The sequence below is a fragment of the Faecalibacterium sp. Marseille-Q4896 genome, from assembly GCF_017377615.1.
GTDB lineage: Bacteria > Bacillota > Clostridia > Oscillospirales > Ruminococcaceae > Faecalibacterium > Faecalibacterium taiwanense.
In genome coordinates, this window is the sequence record NZ_JAFREG010000006.1 from 16,870 (window position 1) to 35,285 (window position 18,416).

16 protein-coding genes and 2 riboswitches are annotated in these 18,416 nt (G+C 57.0%); of the genes, 8 read left to right on the forward strand and 8 right to left on the reverse strand.

What is annotated here, in order from left to right; all coding sequences use genetic code 11:
- Positions 1 to 93: 93 nt before the first annotated feature.
- The 5 genes from J3348_RS10210 to J3348_RS10230 all read right to left on the reverse strand — a co-directional run bounded on the left by J3348_RS10210 (position 94) and on the right by J3348_RS10230 (position 5,828).
- Positions 94 to 579, reverse strand: coding sequence for a small multi-drug export protein (locus tag J3348_RS10210; protein WP_005944184.1), 486 nt, complete (start codon positions 577 to 579; stop codon positions 94 to 96).
- A gap of 51 nt (positions 580 to 630) precedes the next feature.
- Positions 631 to 1,383 (reverse strand): exodeoxyribonuclease III, encoded by a 753-nt coding sequence (locus J3348_RS10215; protein ID WP_097781367.1) that lies wholly within the window; start codon positions 1,381 to 1,383, stop codon positions 631 to 633.
- A gap of 19 nt (positions 1,384 to 1,402) precedes the next feature.
- A complete protein-coding gene (locus tag J3348_RS10220; protein WP_207698918.1) occupies positions 1,403 to 2,779 on the reverse strand; it encodes an MATE family efflux transporter in 1,377 nt (458 codons plus the stop codon).
- Between the two features lie 1,247 nt (positions 2,780 to 4,026).
- Positions 4,027 to 5,301 (reverse strand): folylpolyglutamate synthase/dihydrofolate synthase family protein, encoded by a 1,275-nt coding sequence (locus tag J3348_RS10225; protein ID WP_207698919.1) that lies wholly within the window; start codon positions 5,299 to 5,301, stop codon positions 4,027 to 4,029.
- A gap of 14 nt (positions 5,302 to 5,315) precedes the next feature.
- Positions 5,316 to 5,828 carry a folate family ECF transporter S component gene (locus tag J3348_RS10230; RefSeq protein WP_097781364.1) on the reverse strand — a complete coding sequence of 171 codons (513 nt, stop codon included), beginning with the start codon at positions 5,826 to 5,828 and terminating at the stop codon, positions 5,316 to 5,318.
- Positions 5,829 to 5,983: 155 nt separating this feature from the next.
- A riboswitch (THF riboswitch) is annotated at positions 5,984 to 6,079 on the reverse strand.
- A 202-nt stretch (positions 6,080 to 6,281) separates the two neighbouring features.
- Here J3348_RS10230 and J3348_RS10235 point away from each other — a divergent pair.
- Positions 6,282 to 7,973 carry a M3 family oligoendopeptidase gene (locus tag J3348_RS10235; protein WP_207698920.1) on the forward strand — a complete coding sequence of 564 codons (1,692 nt, stop codon included), beginning with the start codon at positions 6,282 to 6,284 and terminating at the stop codon, positions 7,971 to 7,973.
- A 150-nt stretch (positions 7,974 to 8,123) separates the two neighbouring features.
- A complete protein-coding gene (locus J3348_RS10240; protein ID WP_242702955.1) occupies positions 8,124 to 8,798 on the forward strand; it encodes a hypothetical protein in 675 nt (224 codons plus the stop codon).
- A 90-nt stretch (positions 8,799 to 8,888) separates the two neighbouring features.
- Here J3348_RS10240 and uxaC read toward each other — a convergent pair whose 3' ends face one another.
- Positions 8,889 to 10,322 (reverse strand): glucuronate isomerase, encoded by a 1,434-nt coding sequence (gene uxaC, locus J3348_RS10245; RefSeq protein WP_207698922.1) that lies wholly within the window; start codon positions 10,320 to 10,322, stop codon positions 8,889 to 8,891.
- Positions 10,323 to 10,648: 326 nt separating this feature from the next.
- On the opposite strand from uxaC, the gene J3348_RS10250 reads away from it, so the two are divergent.
- From J3348_RS10250 to J3348_RS10265, 4 genes are all read left to right on the forward strand, one after another.
- Entirely contained in the window at positions 10,649 to 12,163 is a 1,515-nt protein-coding gene (locus tag J3348_RS10250) for a tagaturonate reductase (protein WP_005944147.1), read from the forward strand.
- A gap of 85 nt (positions 12,164 to 12,248) precedes the next feature.
- Positions 12,249 to 13,739, forward strand: coding sequence for an altronate dehydratase family protein (locus J3348_RS10255; RefSeq protein WP_005944146.1), 1,491 nt, complete (start codon positions 12,249 to 12,251; stop codon positions 13,737 to 13,739).
- 77 nt (positions 13,740 to 13,816) lie between these two features.
- Positions 13,817 to 13,981, forward strand: a complete 165-nt coding sequence (locus J3348_RS10260) for a hypothetical protein (RefSeq protein ID WP_005944144.1) — start codon at positions 13,817 to 13,819, stop codon at positions 13,979 to 13,981.
- Between the two features lie 3 nt (positions 13,982 to 13,984).
- The gene (locus J3348_RS10265) at positions 13,985 to 14,866 is read left to right on the forward strand and encodes an aldose epimerase (protein WP_097774347.1); all 882 of its coding nucleotides are present in this window, start codon (positions 13,985 to 13,987) and stop codon (positions 14,864 to 14,866) included.
- 58 nt (positions 14,867 to 14,924) lie between these two features.
- Here the strand turns inward: J3348_RS10265 and J3348_RS10270 are convergent, their stop codons facing one another.
- Positions 14,925 to 15,440, reverse strand: a complete 516-nt coding sequence (locus J3348_RS10270) for a hypothetical protein (RefSeq protein ID WP_154261077.1) — start codon at positions 15,438 to 15,440, stop codon at positions 14,925 to 14,927.
- Between the two features lie 144 nt (positions 15,441 to 15,584).
- Positions 15,585 to 16,088, reverse strand: coding sequence for a resolvase (locus J3348_RS10275; RefSeq protein ID WP_242702956.1), 504 nt, complete (start codon positions 16,086 to 16,088; stop codon positions 15,585 to 15,587).
- A 319-nt stretch (positions 16,089 to 16,407) separates the two neighbouring features.
- Positions 16,408 to 16,522, forward strand: a riboswitch (FMN riboswitch).
- Between the two features lie 152 nt (positions 16,523 to 16,674).
- Here J3348_RS10275 and ribD point away from each other — a divergent pair.
- Together ribD and J3348_RS10285 are read left to right on the forward strand one after the other, a co-directional pair.
- A complete protein-coding gene (ribD, locus tag J3348_RS10280; protein WP_005920567.1) occupies positions 16,675 to 17,799 on the forward strand; it encodes a bifunctional diaminohydroxyphosphoribosylaminopyrimidine deaminase/5-amino-6-(5-phosphoribosylamino)uracil reductase RibD in 1,125 nt (374 codons plus the stop codon).
- The gene (locus J3348_RS10285) at positions 17,763 to 18,404 is read left to right on the forward strand and encodes a riboflavin synthase (protein ID WP_154261081.1); all 642 of its coding nucleotides are present in this window, start codon (positions 17,763 to 17,765) and stop codon (positions 18,402 to 18,404) included. Before ribD ends, J3348_RS10285 begins: the two co-directional genes overlap by 37 nt.
- Positions 18,405 to 18,416 lie beyond the last annotated feature (12 nt).

Consider the following 18,416-nt stretch of genomic DNA (forward strand, 5'->3'; position numbering starts at 1 on the left):
CGCCGGTTTCAAAACACCTTTTTATTTTAGCATACTCAGCGGCAAAATGCCATTGTCAATTGTTGTTCTTTGCCAGAACACAGTCTTTTTTTCTCAGCCCACCGAGAACAGGGTGCTCAGCGCACCCAGTAGGCCCGCGCTGGCCAGACCCATGATGATGCCCGCCAGCAGCACGCCGCCCATGCAGGCCTTGACCACGTCCTTGAACTTCATATCCAGGATCGAGCCCGCCAGCGTCCCGGTCCACGCGCCGGTGCCCGGCAGCGGGATACCCACGAACAGCAGCAGCGCCACCACAAGGCCGCGGCCCGCCTTGGCTTCCAGTGCGCGTCCGCCTTTTTCGCCCTTGACGATGCAGAACTTGCAGATTGGCCCGATAAGGGGCTTGTGGTAGCCCCAGATCAGGAATTTGCGTGCAAACAGATAGATGAACGGCACCGGGATCATGTTGCCCACCACGCACACCAGATAGGTGGGCAGGATGGGCAGGCCCATGCCAAGCCCGATGGGAATGGCTCCGCGCAGTTCAATGAGCGGCACCATGGAAACAAAAAATACCAGCAGATAGCTTTTGAGCATAGAGTCTCCTTTTTCCTGCTCTTTCCGGGAGAGCAGGCATTTTTTTACAGGTTACAGGTCAATGTCCAGCTCCACCGGGCAGTGGTCTGAGCCGAAGATCTCGTTGTGGATCTCCGCCGCGCGGATCTTATCGGCAATGCGGCGGGACACGATGAAGTAATCGATGCGCCAGCCCGCATTCTTCTCGCGGGCGTGGAAGCGGTAGCTCCACCAGCTGTACTTCACCTCGTCCGGGTGCAGCACGCGGAAGCTGTCGGCAAAGCCTGCGTCCAGCAGTTCGGTCATTTTGCCGCGCTCCTGATCGGTAAAGCCTGCGCTCATGTGGTTGGTCTTGTCGTTCTTGATGTCGATCTCTCTATGGGCAACATTCAGATCGCCGCACAGGATCACCGGCTTTTTTGCGTCCAGTGCCAGCAGGTAGGCACGGAAGGCATCCTCCCACTCCATGCGGTAGTCCAGACGCTTCAGTCCGTCCTGACTGTTGGGGGTATAGCAGTTCACCAGCCAGAACCCCGGGTATTCCAGCGTGAGCACACGGCCCTCGTGGTCGTGCTGCTCAATGCCAATGCCGGCGGTCACGGTCAGCGGCTGCTCACGGCACCAGCAGGCCGTGCCGGAGTAGCCCTTCTTCTCGGCAGAATAGGTATACTCGGTGTAGCCATCCGGCGCAAAATCCGCCTGACCGGGCTGCATCTTGGTCTCCTGCACCGAAAAGATATCGGCATCCAGAGCCGCAAAGCTCTCGGCAAAGCCATGGGTCAGGCAGGCGCGCAGACCGTTGACGTTCCAGCTGATCAGTTTCATAGGTATACTCCTCTTTATGTTATGCCTGATATTTGGTTTTCCATACACCGCTGCGGAAGCGGAGCACAAAGCATGTCACGCGGCAAACCCAGTCAATGATCATTGCGATCCACACGCCCACAGCGCCCCAGCCCATGCGCACGCACAGCAGGTAGCTGAAGCCCAGCCGCCACACCGCCATGCTCAGGATGGACACGATCATGGTGAACTTCACATCGTTGGCTGCACGCAGGGCGTTGGGCAGCACGAAGGACAGGGTCCACAGCAGGATGGCAAAGCCTGCATGGATACGTACCAGCAGCTCAGAAAGCACCATCGTCTCACCGGACAGCGCGTAGATGCCGATGAGCTTGTGCAAAAACAGCAGGATGGCACCGTTGGAAAGCCCCATTGCGATGTAAGACCACACCGTCAGCTTGCGGGTATAATAAACAGCCTGCTCGTCGTCCCGCGCACCGATGCAGCGGCCCACCACCGTGATCATGGCAAGGCTGAGGGCCTTGCCGGGGATCACACCCATGCCGTCCAGATTGTTTGCCACGGCGTTTGCTGCGATCTGCACTGTGCCGAAGGTGGAGATCATGCTCACCACCAGAATGCGTCCAGCCTCGAACAGGCTGTTCTCAAAGGCGGACGGGATGCCGATGCCCAGAATGCGCTTTGTCATCTTTGTATCCAGCCGGGTGGTCTTGGGCACCGTGATGGCATTGCCCTTCTGGTAGCACTTGCGCAGGATAAGGGCCGCTGCCACCACACGAGACAGCACGCTGGGCCATGCAACACCGTCTACGCCCATTTTAAATCCGAAGATGCACACTGCGTTGCCCACAATGTTGATCACGTTCATCAAAAAGCTGATCTGCATGGAGATCTTGGAGTTGCCCATGCTGCGGAACAGTGCCGCACCGCCGTTATACAGTGCCAGAAACGGATAACTGATGGCGATGATGCGCAGGTACAGCACGCTGGCATCCAGCACATCGGCATCGATGGCGCCGTAGAACAGCCGGATCATCGGCCTTGCAAAAACAAAGCAGAATGCCCCCACCAGCAAACCGAATACGCCGCTGAGCAAAAGCAGCTGGCCAGAGCTTGCATCGGCCTCCTTCTGCTCCCGCGCACCCAAAAACTGGCTTACCACCACTGCGCCGCCAGTGGCCAGCGCCGCAAACAGCACGATGATGAGGTTGTTGATCATGTCCACAAGGCTGACACCGGAAATGGCCGCTTCGCCGCAGCGGGACACCATCATGGTATCGGCCATACCCACGGTCACTTCCAGCAGCTGCTCCACCAGCAGCGGGCCGGTCAGCAGCAGCAGTTCCTTTTGTGTGAACAGCGGCTTCCGCCCTCCGAAGAGCGGCTTTTTTGTTCCGCTCACCGCCTGATTTTCCATTGATATGCTCCTTTCCCCGTGCCGGGCCATCCCGCTCGGACACATACGCCCACCCTTCGCAGGGCAGACTCTCCATTGAATGTATTCATCTTAGCACACGGACCGGTTCTTGTAAAGAACTGTCGCATTCTGCGTCTTTTTTGCCGCCGTTCCGGGCCGCACCTGCTCATTTTTATGCTTGTTCGTCAGTTTGCCGGGAACTTCTCGTTGAATTTGTGCGTTTCTCCAAAAATGCGATTTTTCGCACGTTTATTGGTGAAAAATCGAAAAAAGGGCTTGTAATTCTTCCAAAAAAGTGGTATGTTGTATCCAACAAAGGCATTACGTTGGATACATGAACTTCTACGAGCGGTTCTTCGCTCAGCACAAAACCTTTGTTCTTAAAATTGCTATTTTCTTCATTTACCTTCTTATCATTTACCCTGCCTGCCCCACAAGGGGCAAGAAAAGCGATGACTCAACCTGCACGAGTCACCGCTTTTTCTTTTTGTCTGTGCTATCGCAGGCCTAACCATTTAAATGCCCTCCGTTTCACTCTGGGCATTTTCAGCGGAAAAATATTTTTATATTTGCAAATCAGGAATGACTGCGGTCATTCCTGATTTGCTTTTTCACGGGAAGGGGCCGTGGCGAGTAGCTGCATCTGCTGGCGCTCGCTCCCCTGCGGGGAGCTGTCGCACAGCGACTGAGGGGCCTTGAAATCGGCGCAACACAAAAAATCCTTTAGCGGAGCGACTTGGATTTTTTGTATGGAGCCCATCTGCTTTGGGATTATTAAGGGCGAGCAGCCCTTAGTTTGCAACGGCGACGACCGCGGCCAGTGGCCGAAACAGGGAGGAGCTGTTGGGGCAGCGGCCTGCAGGATGCGAGTGCCATCCAAGGCACGAAGCAGACGCAGGGAGCCGCAACCCGCCGCCTCGAAAGTAGCGGAGACCTTTCCGCGCTGAACACGCGGCATTTGCTTTGCAAACCGGTCTGCGGCTTAAAAGCCCCACTGGGGCTTTCATGCCCTGCGGGCACCGCCGTCCTTTCTGGTTCTCTTTTGGCACGCAAAAGAGAACATACCCGGCGGAGAAGAATTTCATAAAAGCCCTTAAGCCTGTCCCACGCGACCGCTCTCTGCACAAGAAGCAACTTTTTCCGTGAAAAAGCAAATCAGGAAGATCAGCTGATCTTCCTGATTTGCAATATTAAAAATAATTTTTCCGCTGATGATGGCGCAGCGCACGCGGAGCCATTTTAAATCTTCAGCCCTTCACAAGTTCCGCAAACGCCTTCCGCACATCGCCAGAGAAATACAGCGTGCCCAGTGCGCACACCGGGCCTTCGCCGCCCAGCTCCACCGCCCGGGCCACGCCCGCTTCAATGGAAGCTGCCGCTTCCGCCCTGCAGCCATAGGCCCGGATGTGTTCTGCCAGCGTTTCGGCAGGCATGGCGCGCGGCGTGTGCGCCGCCACCGTGACGAACCGCACCGCCAGCGGTGCCAGCAGGCTGAGCATCTGGTCCACATCCTTGTCTGCCATGATGCTGACCAGAAAAACGAACTTCTGCCCGGGGAAGCGGTCTCTCAGGCTCTGCACCGTGGCACGCATTCCGTGGGCGTTGTGGCTGCCGTCCAGCAGAAACGCGGGCGCGTGCCGCAGCAGTTCAAAGCGGCCCGGCCAGCTCACCGTTTCAAGACCGGTACGGATGGCATTTTCCGGAATGTTCCAGCCATGGGTGCGCATCACCCGCAGAGCCGTGATAGCCAGCGCCGCATTTCGCGGCTGGTAGCTGCCGATCAGGGGCAGGTGCACATCCGTCAGGCCGTCAAAGTCGAACTCCACTGCGTCAAGGCTGCCGCCCTCGTATTTCAGCCTGCTGAAATCCACCTCAGTCAGCTCGGCATGCTTTTCAGCACAGACGCGGCGGATAACAATATCTGCCTCCGGCACGCCGCCGTAGCTCACCACCGGGCAGCCTTCCTTGATGATCCCCGCCTTGGCGGCGGCAATGTCCGCAAGAGTGGGGCCAAGCTCCTTCACATGATCCATACCCAGTGCCGTGATGACTGCGCATTCCGGGGCATCAATGACATTGGTGGAATCCAGCGTGCCGCCAAGGCCCACCTCCAGCACCACGATCTCACATTTCTGCTGGGCAAAATAGAGCATCCCAAGCGCCGTGATGATCTCAAACTCGGTGGGCACATCTTCCATGGCATCGGCGGCGGGCTTTACCTGCTCCACCAGTTTCACCAGCTCTTCGTCCGGGATCTGCACGCCGTTGATCTGGATGCGCTCGTTGAAGCGGTTGATGAAGGGCGAGGTGTACAGGCCCACCCGATAGCCCGCGGCCTGCAGGCAGGACGCCATCATGGCGGCGGTGCTGCCCTTGCCGTTGGTGCCTGCAACATGCACGAATCTGAGCTGTTTGTGCGGGTCGCCCAGTGCGGCCAGCAGGGTGCGGGTGCGCGTCAGGCCGGGCTTGTGGCCGGCCCACTGGACCGCATGGATGTATTCCATTGCCTGTTCGTAATTCATTGTAATGCCTCTTTTTACTTTTTCACCATCTTCATCAGGGTACGGTTCTCCAGCAGGATGCGCAGCAGCACAGTGTTCACCGCAGCCAGGATCAGTGCATTGGGGATGCGCACTGCCAGCGTTGCCCACGGGTAGCCGTAGAAGATGCGCAGTGCCAGCGAGGTGATGACCATGGAACCCACAAAGTGTCCCAGCAGCACGCTGATCTGCAGCCGCAGGCCGGTGCGCAGCCCGGGCAGCTTCTGCCATGCAAGCCCCGCCACCAGACCAATGGCACCCGCGCCCAGCGTGATGAGCGGGTTGATGGCGTAGCCTGCCAGCACGCCGCCGATCATATCGGCCACGGCGCCCACGGCAAAGCCGGCACCGGGGCCGAACAGCAGCGCTGCCAGCAGCACCGGCAGGCTGCCCAGATTGAACCGCACAAAGCCGGTGGAGATGCTCAGCACCCGGCTGAACACGATGCTCATTGCCACCAGCAAGGCCAGCATGGTGAGCGTGCGGACGGAATTTTTCGAGTTGTTCATATCAACTGTCCTCCTTGCAAAAGGAATACCGGGCGGGCGGTCTGCACAAACAAAAACGCCCTCCCTGTGACAAACCGCACAAAGGAGGGCGTGAATCCAACAACTTTCACTTCCGGGCGGGACGCAAGCCGTCTCGCCTGCACCCAAGTCCATGCAGCAGCGGGATGCAGACCATGCACCGCGGGTACACCTTCGTCCACAGCACAACTCCCCGTTGATGCGGCACTTAACGCACATGGCCTTACTCTGTTGATGGTTTTATTATAGTCCTTTTGCCACAGCCATGCAACCGCCTGCACAGACAACTTTGCCAAACCGCATCGTCAAATTTTAGCAGTTGTGCATAGCATCTGCCGGGTTTTGGCCTGTGTCCCCTTTTCATTTGCCGCATAACGTGGTAAGATGGGTTTAACCTTAAATATGGAGTCTTCTCCCGGAAAGGAATGTTTCCCGATGAAATTCAACGAAATGACCTATACCCGCCCGGACATCGGTGCCCTGCTGGCCCGGTGCAAAGAGCTGGCCGCAAAGGCCGCTGCCGCACCGGACGGCGATGCTCTTGTCCGGCTCTACTACGAGCAGAGCGAAGCCTTTGCGGAGTACAACACCGCCGCGAACCTTGCCAACATCCACTACACCTGCGACACCCGCGACGCTTACTGGAAGGCCGAACAGGACTTCTTTGATGCCACCGGCCCCGCCGTGACCAACGCCAGCGTGGAGATCAGCCGGGCATTTCTGGCAAATCCCCATGTGGATGCCCTGACCGAAAAATTCGGCACCACCTGTGTGGCCGGTATGAAGAATGCCGTTCTGGGCATGGATGACCGCACCGTGGAGCTGCAGCAGCAGTTCAATGCTCTGGTGAGCCGCTACCAGCAGATCTACGGCGGCGCACTGGTGGAGCTGGACGGCAAACAGCTCACCATCCCGCAGCTGGGCCCTTACAAGGAGGATCTGGACCCTGCCGTGCGCCGCGCCGCCTACGAGGCCGAGGCTGGTTATTTTGACGCCCACCGTGCCGAGCTGGACGAGCTGTACGGCGAGATCGTGAAGAACCTGAATGCACAGGCCCGGGTGATGGGCTATCACGACTACAGTGAGCTTTCCTATGTGCGCATGAACCGCATCGGCTACGGCCCGGAGGAGATCCGGAAATTCCGCGATCAGGTGGCAAACGATGTGGTGCCCCAGCTGCAAAAGGTGATGGCCATGCGTGCAAAGCGCACCGGCATTGCCCGCCCCACCTTCACCGATCTGCCCATCATGTTCAAGGACGGCAATCCCAAGCCCATTCCCGGCTACAAAGCCCGTATGGATGCCGCCCGCACCATGTACCATGAGCTTAGCCCGGAAACCGCCGAGTTCATCGACTTTATGCAGGACAACGAGCTGTTCGATGTGGAGAGCCGCCCCGGCAAGATGTCCGGCGGCTACATGACCAGCCTGCCCAGCTACAAGGCCCCCTTCATTTTTGCCAACTGGAACAACACCTCCGGCGATGTGGACGTGCTGACCCACGAGTGCGGCCACGCCTTTGAGGGCTATGTAGCCGAGCGTGACCCCGCCATCCCCGCCGATCTGGAATGCCCCGGCATGGAGAGCGCCGAGATTCACTCCATGGCCATGGAGTTCCTGACCGCACCGTGGCATCATCTGCTCTTCGGCCAGGATACCGACAAATACGCCCTGCTCCACGCTGAGGACAGTTTTGTGTTCCTTGCTTACGGATGCGAAGTGGACGAGTTCCAGCACATCATGTACCAGAACCCGGATCTGACCCCCGATGAACGCAATGCCGAGTGGCTCAAGCTGGAAAAGAAGTACCGCCCGTGGATCGATTTTGACAATCTGCCCTTCTATGGCCGCGGTGCAGGCTGGCAGCGTCAGCTGCACATTTATGAGTGCCCCTTCTACTATATCGACTACTGCCTGTCCACCATGGCCGCACTGCAGTTCTTCCTGCTGAGCCTTGACGACCACAAGGATGCGTGGGAGCGCTACCTGCGCCTTGTGCGCCGTGCAGGCATGGCCAGCTACACCGAGCTGCTGGAGACCGCAGGGCTGAAAGTCCCCTTTGAGGAAGGCAGCATCAAGGGCATCGCCCAGCAGATGACCGACTGGCTGGAGACCCATCAGGTATAAGAAGCCGTTTTCATCCGCACCGCACCCCGTCTGAATGGTCGTTCTGATGCATCTGAGGGGCGATTCATGCCGTTTTGCTGTCAGGAGCTGTAAAATCTGGTATGCTCTGGACAGAGAAAAAGCGTTTCTGTGAAGCGAAAGGAGATCCTTATGAAACTGACCGGACTGTTCAAGCGCGGTGCCGCCTGCCTGTGCACCGCCGCCATCCTGATGGGCGGCGTCTCCGCCTTTGCCCTGAGCCCTGCTCTTCCGGACGAGCCTGCCCCGGCAGAGCTCTCTGTGACCAATGCGGTGTCGGAGGCGCAGCTGCGCTCTGCCCTGTCCAAGCTCACTGTCACCTATGACAGCGAGGCCGAGGGCTGGCAGATCGATTCTCCCTACGAGGAGGCCAGCATGGAAAAGGCCTCCTGCGGTCTGTACCCCTACCTGTTCGTTACCAACGATGATCCCACCGTGTATCTCAGTCTGGGCATGACCTACTTCGGCAATAAAAAGCTGGACATGAAATCTGTTCGGGTAGAGACCGAGGATAACTACTACGACTTCACCTGTGATGAAGAGTTCATCGGCGGCTACGACAACGACCTCAAGGCATGGTTTGACTATGAGCTGTTCGATATGGACGACGAGACCAGCTGGCTGAACGAGTGGCTTGCCGCCAAGAGCGTCACCGCCACCTTTACCGGCAAAGACGGCTCCACCAAGACCTACACCCTGACCAAGGACAACCTGCAGGCCATCCGCGACATCCTGAATGCCTACGACACCCTGCTCGGTTCCGATGTTTCCACTGCCCGCGTTGTGCTGCGCGGCCTTGTAAAGTAAACATTATCTGCTTACAGCAAAAGTCCCCGGAACGTTTCACACCGTTCCGGGGGCTTTGTGTTATGCCTTATTCAGGTTCAGGCACTTCTCTTACAGGTTGAAGTAGCGCTTTGCGTTGTCGAAGCAGATGCCCTTGACGATCTTCTCCAGAGCCTTCTCGTCGTTGGGATACTCGCCATCCTCGACCCACTGGCCGATGATGTTGCACAGGATGCGGCGGAAGTAGTCGTGACGGGTGTAGCTCAGGAAGCTGCGGCTGTCGGTCAGCATGCCAACGAAGTTGCCCAGCAGGCCCAGGCTTGCCAGACGGGTCATCTGCTCTTCCATGCCGATCTTGTGGTCATTGAACCACCATGCGGAGCCGTGCTGGATCTTGCCCGGCACCTCGCTGTTCTGGAAGCAGCCCAGAATGGTGCCGATCTGTGCGTCGTCGGCGGGGTTCAGGCTGTAGATGATGGTCTTGGGGCACTCGTCGGTGTCGTTCAGGGCGCTCAGCAGGCTTGCGATCTCGCCGCCGCAGGTAGCGGTGTTGATCATATCAAAGCCGGTGTCGGGTCCCAGCAGAGCGTTCATCTTGCGGTTCACGCCGCGCAGGCAGTTGTAGTGGATCTGCATGGCGATGCCCAGACGGTGATACTGCTTGCCCAGATGGATCAGGACGTAGGTCTGGTACTTCTCAGCCTCTTCGGTGGTGCAGGTCTCGCCCTTCATCACCTTCTGGTAGATGGCGTTGACCTCTTCCTTGGTGGCCTCACGGTAGGGGATGTAATCCAGACCGTGGTCCGAAGCGCGGCAGCCCATCTCGGCAAAGAACTCGATGCGCTTGGTCAGAGCGTCGGTGACGCAGTCGATGCAGGCCAGCTTTTCCTTGCCCACAACAGCGGCCAGCTTGCCCATGTACTCGGCAAAGCCGGGCTTGTTGATGTTGATGGCCTTATCGGGGCGGAAGGAAGGAGCCACGGTGAACTTGATGGTGGAGTCTTCCTTGATCTTCTTGTGCCAGTACAGATCATCGATGGGGTCATCGGTGGTGCCGATGAAGGCCACGTTGGACTGCTCGATCAGGCCGCGGACAGTCAGCTTGGGATCGTGCTGCAGCTTGTCGTTGCACAGGTTCCACACTTCCTCAGCGGTGTCGCCGTTCAGCACGCCGTCGTAGCCAAAGAACACATGCAGCTCGAGGTTGGTCCAGTGGTACATCGGGTTGCCGATGGCCATGGGCAGAGCCTCTGCAAACTTCTGGAAGCGCTCGCGGTCGGGCTTATCACCGGTGATGTACTCCTCGGGCACACCGTTGGAACGCATCACACGCCACTTGTAGTGGTCGCCAAAGTAGCTGCCGTCCGGGTTGCGGCCGCCCAGCCATACCTGAGCGATGTTCTCAAAGCGGCGGTTCTCGTAGATCTCACGGGGAGGGATGTGGCAGTGGTAGTCGCAGATAGGCATATCCGCAGCGTAGTCGTGGTACAGATGCTGAGCAGTGGGAGACTGGAGCATGAATTCCTTATCCATAAATGCTTTCATGGGTCGATAACTCCTTTTCTCTGATGGTTTTTGTTAAAAATCCGTCAAACCTTGTGTACAACGGGACGCCCGCCTGCACGGGCAGGTTTGTCTTACCTTTAGTATAACGGAAAATGTGCATGTATACAACTGAAAAAGTGACAAATTTTCTAGCACACAATTGTGCTTTTCGCTGGAAATGCCCCAAATCGTCACCTTAAGGCTAAAAATATTGCACAAAGCTCTTGACTTATTTGTATACAACAGCATAAAATAGGGTAAGGAGCAGAGGGCAGACAAAGAGGCTCTCTGATAAGCAAAGCAAGTTTATAAAGGAGATCAACAAGATGGAAACTTTGAACTACAAGGTTCTGGAAGGCACCGGCTATAACGGCTACATCCTGAAGGATGCACCCGTCAAGGTCATGCAGTTTGGCGAGGGCAACTTCCTGCGTGCTTTCGTGGATTACTTCTATGACATCGCAAACGAGAAGGCCGGCTACAACGGCAAGGTCAAGCTGGTGCAGCCCATCAGCAACTTCCCCCAGATGGCAGACTGGATCAACGAGCAGGAAGGCCTGTACACCCTGTACCTGCGCGGCAGTGAGAAGGGCCAGAAGGTCGATGCAAAGCGCGTGATCTCCTGCGTGTCCGACTGTGTGTGCCCCTACATCGACGGCAAGTGGGACGAAGTGCTGGAGCTTGCACGCTCTGCCGATCTCGAGACCATCGTTTCCAACACCACTGAGGCCGGCATCGCCTACACGCAGGGCGACAGCCAGTTCGATCAGGTTCCTCCCAACAGCTTCCCCGCAAAGCTGACCCGCGTGCTGTTCGAGCGCTACAAGGCATTCAACGGCGCTGCTGACAAGGGTCTGGCCATCCTGTCCTGCGAGCTGATCGACAACAACGGCAAGGAGCTGCAGAAGTGCTGCAACAACTACGCCAAGGATTGGAATCTGGAGCCTGCCTTCATCGACTGGATGAACAACGCAAACACCTTCTGCTCCACTCTGGTGGACCGCATCGTTCCGGGCCGCATCCGCGATCCCAAGGAACTGGCTGCCATGGAAGAGGCCAACGGCTACCATGATGCCGCTCTGGACGTGGGCGAAGTGTTCGGCGTGTGGGTCATCGAAGGCCCCGCTGAGCTGGAGGACAAGCTGCCGTTCAAGAAGGCCGGCGTGAACGTCATGGTCGTGCCCGATGTTACCCCCTACAAGAAGCGCAAGGTCCGCATCCTGAACGGTGCACACACCGGCTTCGTTCTGGGCGCATATCTGGCCGGCTTCGACATTGTGCGTGACTGCATGCACAACGACACCATCCGCGGCTTCATGAACAAGATGCTGCACGAGGAGATCATCCCCACCCTGCCGCTGGACAAGAAGGATCTGGAAGAGTTTGCTTCCGCTGTTGAGGACCGCTTCAACAACCCCTTTGTCAACCACGAGCTGATGAGCATTTCCCTGAACTCCACCTCCAAGTGGAAGGCCCGCAACATGCCTTCCTTCCTGGCTTACATCGAGGAGCAGAAGCAGCTGCCCAAGTGCCTGACCATGTCTCTGGCAGCCTACATTGCCTTCTATTCCAGCGACATTCAGGAGCGCACCGCCGACGGCCTGATCTGCAAGCGCCCTGCCGGCAACACCTACAAAATCCAGGATGACGCATGGGCACTGGACTTCTACTATGCACACAAGGACGACACCGCTGCTCAGCTGGTGAACGCTGTGCTGACCAACACCCAGATGTGGGATCAGGATCTGACCAAGATCGAGGGTCTCGAGGCCGCTGTTCTGGCTGATCTGGAAATGATCCGCACTCAGGGTGCCGAGGCTGCTTACAAGAGCTGCCTGTAAGCCTGAAAAACCAACCTACCCGCACAACAAAGGGCTGCTGCTTTGGGCAGCAGCCCTTTTGTGCGATACGATAAGGAGAACTACTATGCCGCAGGCAATTCATATCAGCCCCATCGACAACGTGGTCGTTGCCCTGCACCCCATTGCCAAGGGCACGCTGGTGGAAGTGGACGGTCTTTCTGTGACTGCTCTGGAGGACATTCCGCAGGGCCACAAGATGGCCGTGAAGCCCATCAAGAACGGTGAGAACGTGATCAAGTACGGCTTTCCCATCGGCCACGCCACCGCAGATGCCGCTCCCGGCAGCTGGATGCACACCCACAACGTGCACACCAACCTGTCCGGTGAGGTAGAGTACAGCTACAACCCCGCCCCGGATCTGGCTCCCCTGCCCAAGGTCGAGCCGGAGACCTTTATGGGCTTCCGCCGCAAGGACGGCCGTGCCGCCATCCGCAATGAGATCTGGATCATCCCCACCGTGGGCTGCGTCAACGACATCGCCAAGAAGATCGTTGCCGACAATCAGGATCTGGTCACCGGCTCCATCGAGGGCCTGTACACCTTCACCCATCCCTTCGGCTGCAGCCAGACCGGCCACGACCATGCACAGACCCGCAAGCTGCTGGCTGCGCTGGTGCGCCACCCCAATGCTGCCGCCGTTCTGGTGCTGCATCTGGGCTGCGAGAACCTGCAGCACGATCAGTTCGTGGAAGAGCTGGGCGAGTACGACCACGACCGTGTGAAGTTCCTCACCTGTCAGGAGGTGGACGACGAGTTCACCGCTGCCCGCGATATCCTCAAGGAACTGGCCGCTTACGCCGGGCAGTTCAAGCGTGAGCCTATCCCCGTGTCCGATCTGGTGGTGGGCATGAAGTGCGGCGGCTCGGACGGCCTGTCCGGCATCACCGCCAATCCCACCATCGGCCGCTTCTCCGACATGATGGGCCAGCGCGGCGGTTCCACCGTGCTGACCGAGGTGCCCGAGATGTTCGGTGCCGAGGGCTTCCTGATGGATCGCTGCATCAACCATGATGTCTTTGTCAAGGCTGAGCACATGATCAACGGCTTCAAGGATTACTTTATCAGCCACAACGAGGTGGTCTACGATAACCCCTCTCCGGGCAACAAACAGGGCGGTATCACCACGCTGGAAGACAAGAGCTGCGGCTGCGTGCAGAAGGGCGGCACCGCCCCCATCATGGACGTGATCGGCTACGGTGATCCCGTTGTCACCAAGGGCCTGAACATGCTGTACGGCCCCGGCAACGATCTGGTTTCTGCCACGGCCATGACCGCCGCAGGCGCACACCTGATCCTGTTCTCCACCGGCCGCGGCACTCCGTTCTCGGCCCCGGCTCCCACCCTGAAGATCTCCACCAACACCCCGCTGGCCCAGAAGAAATCCGGCTGGATCGACTTCAACACCGGCGTGATCGCCGATGGCGAAAAGACCATCGACGAGGCTGCAAAGGACCTGCTGGATCTGGTCATCCGCGTTGCAAGCGGTGAGCAGACCAAGGCCGAGAAGCACGGCTTCCGCGAGATCTCCATCTTCAAGGACGGCGTCGTTCTGTAATCGTTTCGAGGCTGCTGTATGGCACTTTGGCTGTACGGCAGCCTCTTTGTGCATGAAAACGGAAGGGAAGTGTTTTTATGGCTATGACCACTCGCATGATGATCTATGCGTTTCTGCTTTACGGCGGCATTTTTGCCGCTATCGTGGCCGTTATTGCAAGGGTCATAAAATATCTCATTCGCTATGGCATTGATTATTATTTTGAAAAACTGGCACAGAACCAGAAACATAAGGAGGACTGAACTATGAATCAGATCACCACCCGTTATGTCACCGAAAACGGTGCCTGCTATGAGCAGTACGTTATCACCGATGCTGAGGCAAAGACCGAGCTGGTCATCACCCCGGAGCGCGGCGGCATGATCACCGGCTTCTCCCTGAACGGCGAGGAGTACATCTGGACCCGCCACCCCAATTTTTCCGAGTGCAACCGCCCCCGCTTCGGCGTGCCGGTGCTGTTCCCCAACTGCGGCCTGCCGGATAACGGCGTGCACATCTTTGACGGCAAGGCATACCCCATGGAGAACCACGGCTTTGCCGACCTGTGCGCATGGGATGTGGAGAGCGTCGGCCCGGACGGCGTGACCCTGATTTTGGAGTCCACCCCGCTGACCAAGTTCCTCTATCCCTTCGATTTCACCGTGCTGATGAACTATAACCTTGAGGGCAACACTGCCGCCATCAACATGACCGTGATCAACGAGGGCGACACCAACATGCCCTTCAGCTTCGGCTTCCACCCCTACTTCAAGGCTTCCAAGCTGGAGAATGTGGACTTCGATATCAAGTGCGCCACCTGTTCCGAGAGCGCCAAGGGCGAGCAGCCCGCTGCCCCGGAAAAGATCACCCTCACCCGCAAGGAAGGTGCGGACAACAGCGTGCGCCTGCTGACCGGCGTGCAGTTCCCCATGACCCTCACCGACAGCGGCAGCGGCCACAAGGTGACTGTGGATGCCGACGACAGCTTCGACCACGCCGTGCTGTGGCAGCAGGATGCCGAGAGCTTTGTGTGCATGGAGCCGTGGAACGGCTGGGCCAACAGCGTCAATGAGGAAGGCAAGCACGAAGTGCTGGAGCCGGACGAGGCCATGACCGCTGATTGGAGCATCACCATCGAGAAGATCTGAGCTTCATATCGTATAACAAAAAGGACACGCCGTTATGGTGTGTCCTTTTTGTTATAATTCAGTTCTTTGCCGGAATCATAAAGCTCTTATTTTCCGCCGGGTCCCAGTAGAGCAGTTCCACCCTGCCGCCCTGTGCCAGCAGTTTTTCCTTTGGCTCCTGCTTTTGCCAGCAGCGTTCCAGCAGCTTTTCCATGTCGGCATCGGCAGACACCTTCTCCGGGCAGAGGGTACTGCCCTGCCATCTGCCATCGGCATACAGGCTCAGCGCACCGGCATTGCCCGCCAGAATGGCTGCAATGTCCTTCTTCATGCGGTCGTAGTCGTACTCCACGGCCTTGTACTGCCCATGCCACAGGCCGAAGAACACCGAGAACTCGCCGCCCAGTTCAATGAGCAAATTCTCATCATTGTGCGGGTTCTTGACCACAAAAGCCACATCCCCGTTTTCCATGTAGTCGAAGTCCGGCTCCTCATTCGTGTGCACGGTCACATGCTGGCTGCTCAGCGCCGCAAGCAGGTCCTCCTGCACGGCACTGGTATCCGGGATCTCATCATAATTGATATTTGCGTTCATGGGATGCTCCTTTTCTCTGTACTATTTGTGTTGTTATTTTTCACCAGACCGCACAGGTCTTCTTATTTTCCTTCATATTGCTGGATCATTTTTATACGCTGTGTAACAGAATCCATAAAACAGTTCACCCTACTTCACATTAGATCAATGCTTTTTGAATCTAACCATCGAACACACGACCTCGACACGATCCTGATTGTCCAAACTCAATTCAAGGTCATGGTCGATGATAGGCAGCTTGAACCGGACGGACTTCAGCCACTGTCCGTTAGGCTGGCGTTCCGGGTAGATCTGCACCTCGTCGATCAAAATCTCCACCAGTCTGCGGCGTTCCGCCTCGGTCATGGTGGCATAAAGCTTGTCAAAGCAAATCAGGATCTTATAGATGTTGCCGCCTGTGATTTTGTCGGCTTCAATGGCCTGCTTCTTTGCCCGGGCATCCATCAGTTCATTTTCCACCTCTTCGATTTTATCGTACATCTTATAAAGGCGGTCGTCAAGGTCAGATTTTCGGGCGATAAAGTGCCGGTCGTCCGGGTCAAGGCTGTCGATCTCCTCCATAAGCCGGGATTTTGTGGAGTAGTGCTGCCGCAGCTGCTTCTCATAGGCGGCGATCTCCTGCTCAATGGCAGTGGTATCTACCTTCATGTGTAGACCTTGATCTTTTCTGCTGCCATTTCCAGCACCTCCCGTTCGTACCGTCTTGTTCGGAATAGACTTTGCAAGCAAAGTCGTGTGCCAAAGGGCGCTGCTCTCGCCTGTCGGCTCGGTCAAGCGCTTCAAAATGCAACGCATTTTGAGGTTGCCACTGGCGACCCGCGCCCCTTTGGATTCTCCGTTCACATTGTCCTACGGACGATGTGATTTTATTGTTGTAGCGATTCGCTTCATCCCGGTTTCGTCCCGGTTTGCAGAATGCCCTTGCAATCCGAAAGGAGCCGTGCTATAATGCCGCTGTAATTGAATCAGAAATCTTCAGGGCAGGGTGCGATTCCCTACCGGTGGTACAGCCCACGAGCCGTAAGGCATGATTCGGTGAAACTCCGAAGCCGACAGTACAGTCTGGATGAAAGAAGATACCAAGCGCAGAGCCCGCACGGTTCTGCGCTTGTGGAGGCTGCTCTGGGATGCGTTTGCATTCTGGAGCTTTCTTTTTTTGCATAAGGGTTCCTTGTGTCTTTTCGGCTTGCCCTGAACGTTTTTGTTCAGGGCTTTTTCTTTTGGAGGCGACACGATGAACGACAAAGAGTATATGCGTCTGGCTTTGCAGCTTGCAAAAAAGGGTTGCGGATGGACATCTCCCAACCCGATGGTGGGTGCCGTGGTCGTAAAAGAGGGCAGGATCATCGGACAGGGCTGGCACCAGAGATACGGTCAGGCTCATGCGGAGCGCAATGCGCTGGCATCCTGCACCGAAGATCCGCAGGGAGCGACCCTGTATGTGACATTGGAGCCGTGCTGCCATTACGGAAAGCAGCCGCCCTGCGTGGATGCGATTCTGGACGCGGGCATTCACCGGGTGGTCGTGGGTTCTGCTGACCCGAATCCGCTGGTGGCTGGAAAAGGAATTGCAATCCTGCGCGCACACGGCATAGATGTGACCGAAAATGTTCTGCAAGAGGAATGCGATGCGCTGAACAAGGTGTTCTTCCACTATATCACCACAAAACGCCCCTTCGTTTCCATGAAATACGCCATGACGATGGACGGAAAAATCGCCACATACACAGGCGCTTCCAAATGGATCACCGGGGAAATTGCCCGGAATCATGTTCAACGGCAGCGACACCGATTCCGCGGCATTATGGTGGGAGTCGGAACCATCCTAGCAGATGACCCGCTGCTGACCTGCCGGATAGAGGGTGGCCGTGATCCCGTCCGGATCATCTGTGATACACATTTGCGGACACCGCTGCAATCCCAGGTGGTCATGACCGCCAAACAGGTTCCGACCATTCTTGCGACCTGCTGCGGCGACCCGGAGAAGCAGGCGGCATATCAACAGGCCGGGTGCCGGGTCCTTTGTCTGGAAGCGCATTGCGGTCATGTGAATCTTCTGCAACTGATGGAACAGCTGGGGCAGGAGCAGATCGACAGCATTCTGCTGGAAGGCGGCGGAACCTTGAACTGGTCTGCACTGGAAAGCGGTATCGTGCAGCAGGTACAGGCTTACATTGCCCCGAAGCTGTTCGGAGGAAGGGATGCCAAAGCACCCATTGAGGGTGCAGGTGTCCCGCTTCCGGATGCTGCATTCCGCCTGAAGAACAGCCGATTGGAACAGCTTGGCAAAGATTTCCTGATCGAAAGTGAGGTGGAGTACCCGTGTTTACCGGAATCGTGGAAGAAGTCGGAACAATAAAGTCCATCAATCGGGGACAGCATTCCGCCGTACTGACTGTTCGTGCAAAAACGGTTCTGGAAGGAACCAGGATCGGCGACAGCATCGCCGTCAACGGCATCTGTCTGACCGTCAGGCAGCTCTTCCCGGATAGCTTTGCTGCGGATGTCATGCACGAGACCTTGAACCGCTCTGCACTTGCACAGCTCACCGTTGGAAGTGCTGTCAATCTGGAACGTGCCATGCCGGCCAACGGACGTTTTGGCGGACACATCGTAGCAGGCCATGTGGATGGCGTCGGACGCATTGCTAATATCCGAAAAGACGATACGGCTATCTGGTACACCATTCATGCAGATTCTGCGATCCTTCGCTATGTCGTTGAAAAAGGCTCTATCACAATAGACGGTATCAGCCTGACCGTGGCTGCGGTGGAACCTACGGGCTTTTCCGTGTCCACGATACCGCACACCGTCCGTCAGACGAACCTGAACCAACGGCACAAAGGGGATTTTGTCAATTTGGAAACCGATGTTGTTGGAAAATATATCGAGAGGCTGCTTCCATCAGAAACACCGAAGCAAAACACGCTCACAAAAGAAATGCTGCTGCGCTGCGGCTTTTAAGGAGAGTTTACG

Coding starts and splice junctions, on each gene's coding strand:
- J3348_RS10210 (WP_005944184.1), bottom strand. CDS start 579: ATGCTCAAAAGCTATCTGCTGGTATTTTTTGTTTCCATGGTGCCGCTC.
- J3348_RS10215 (WP_097781367.1), bottom strand. CDS start 1,383: ATGAAACTGATCAGCTGGAACGTCAACGGTCTGCGCGCCTGCCTGACC.
- J3348_RS10220 (WP_207698918.1), bottom strand. CDS start 2,779: ATGGAAAATCAGGCGGTGAGCGGAACAAAAAAGCCGCTCTTCGGAGGG.
- J3348_RS10225 (WP_207698919.1), bottom strand. CDS start 5,301: ATGAATTACGAACAGGCAATGGAATACATCCATGCGGTCCAGTGGGCC.
- J3348_RS10230 (WP_097781364.1), bottom strand. CDS start 5,828: ATGAACAACTCGAAAAATTCCGTCCGCACGCTCACCATGCTGGCCTTG.
- J3348_RS10235 (WP_207698920.1), top strand. CDS start 6,282: ATGAAATTCAACGAAATGACCTATACCCGCCCGGACATCGGTGCCCTG.
- J3348_RS10240 (WP_242702955.1), top strand. CDS start 8,124: ATGAAACTGACCGGACTGTTCAAGCGCGGTGCCGCCTGCCTGTGCACC.
- uxaC (WP_207698922.1), bottom strand. CDS start 10,322: ATGAAAGCATTTATGGATAAGGAATTCATGCTCCAGTCTCCCACTGCT.
- J3348_RS10250 (WP_005944147.1), top strand. CDS start 10,649: ATGGAAACTTTGAACTACAAGGTTCTGGAAGGCACCGGCTATAACGGC.
- J3348_RS10255 (WP_005944146.1), top strand. CDS start 12,249: ATGCCGCAGGCAATTCATATCAGCCCCATCGACAACGTGGTCGTTGCC.
- J3348_RS10260 (WP_005944144.1), top strand. CDS start 13,817: ATGGCTATGACCACTCGCATGATGATCTATGCGTTTCTGCTTTACGGC.
- J3348_RS10265 (WP_097774347.1), top strand. CDS start 13,985: ATGAATCAGATCACCACCCGTTATGTCACCGAAAACGGTGCCTGCTAT.
- J3348_RS10270 (WP_154261077.1), bottom strand. CDS start 15,440: ATGAACGCAAATATCAATTATGATGAGATCCCGGATACCAGTGCCGTG.
- J3348_RS10275 (WP_242702956.1), bottom strand. CDS start 16,088: ATGAAGGTAGATACCACTGCCATTGAGCAGGAGATCGCCGCCTATGAG.
- ribD (WP_005920567.1), top strand. CDS start 16,675: ATGAACGACAAAGAGTATATGCGTCTGGCTTTGCAGCTTGCAAAAAAG.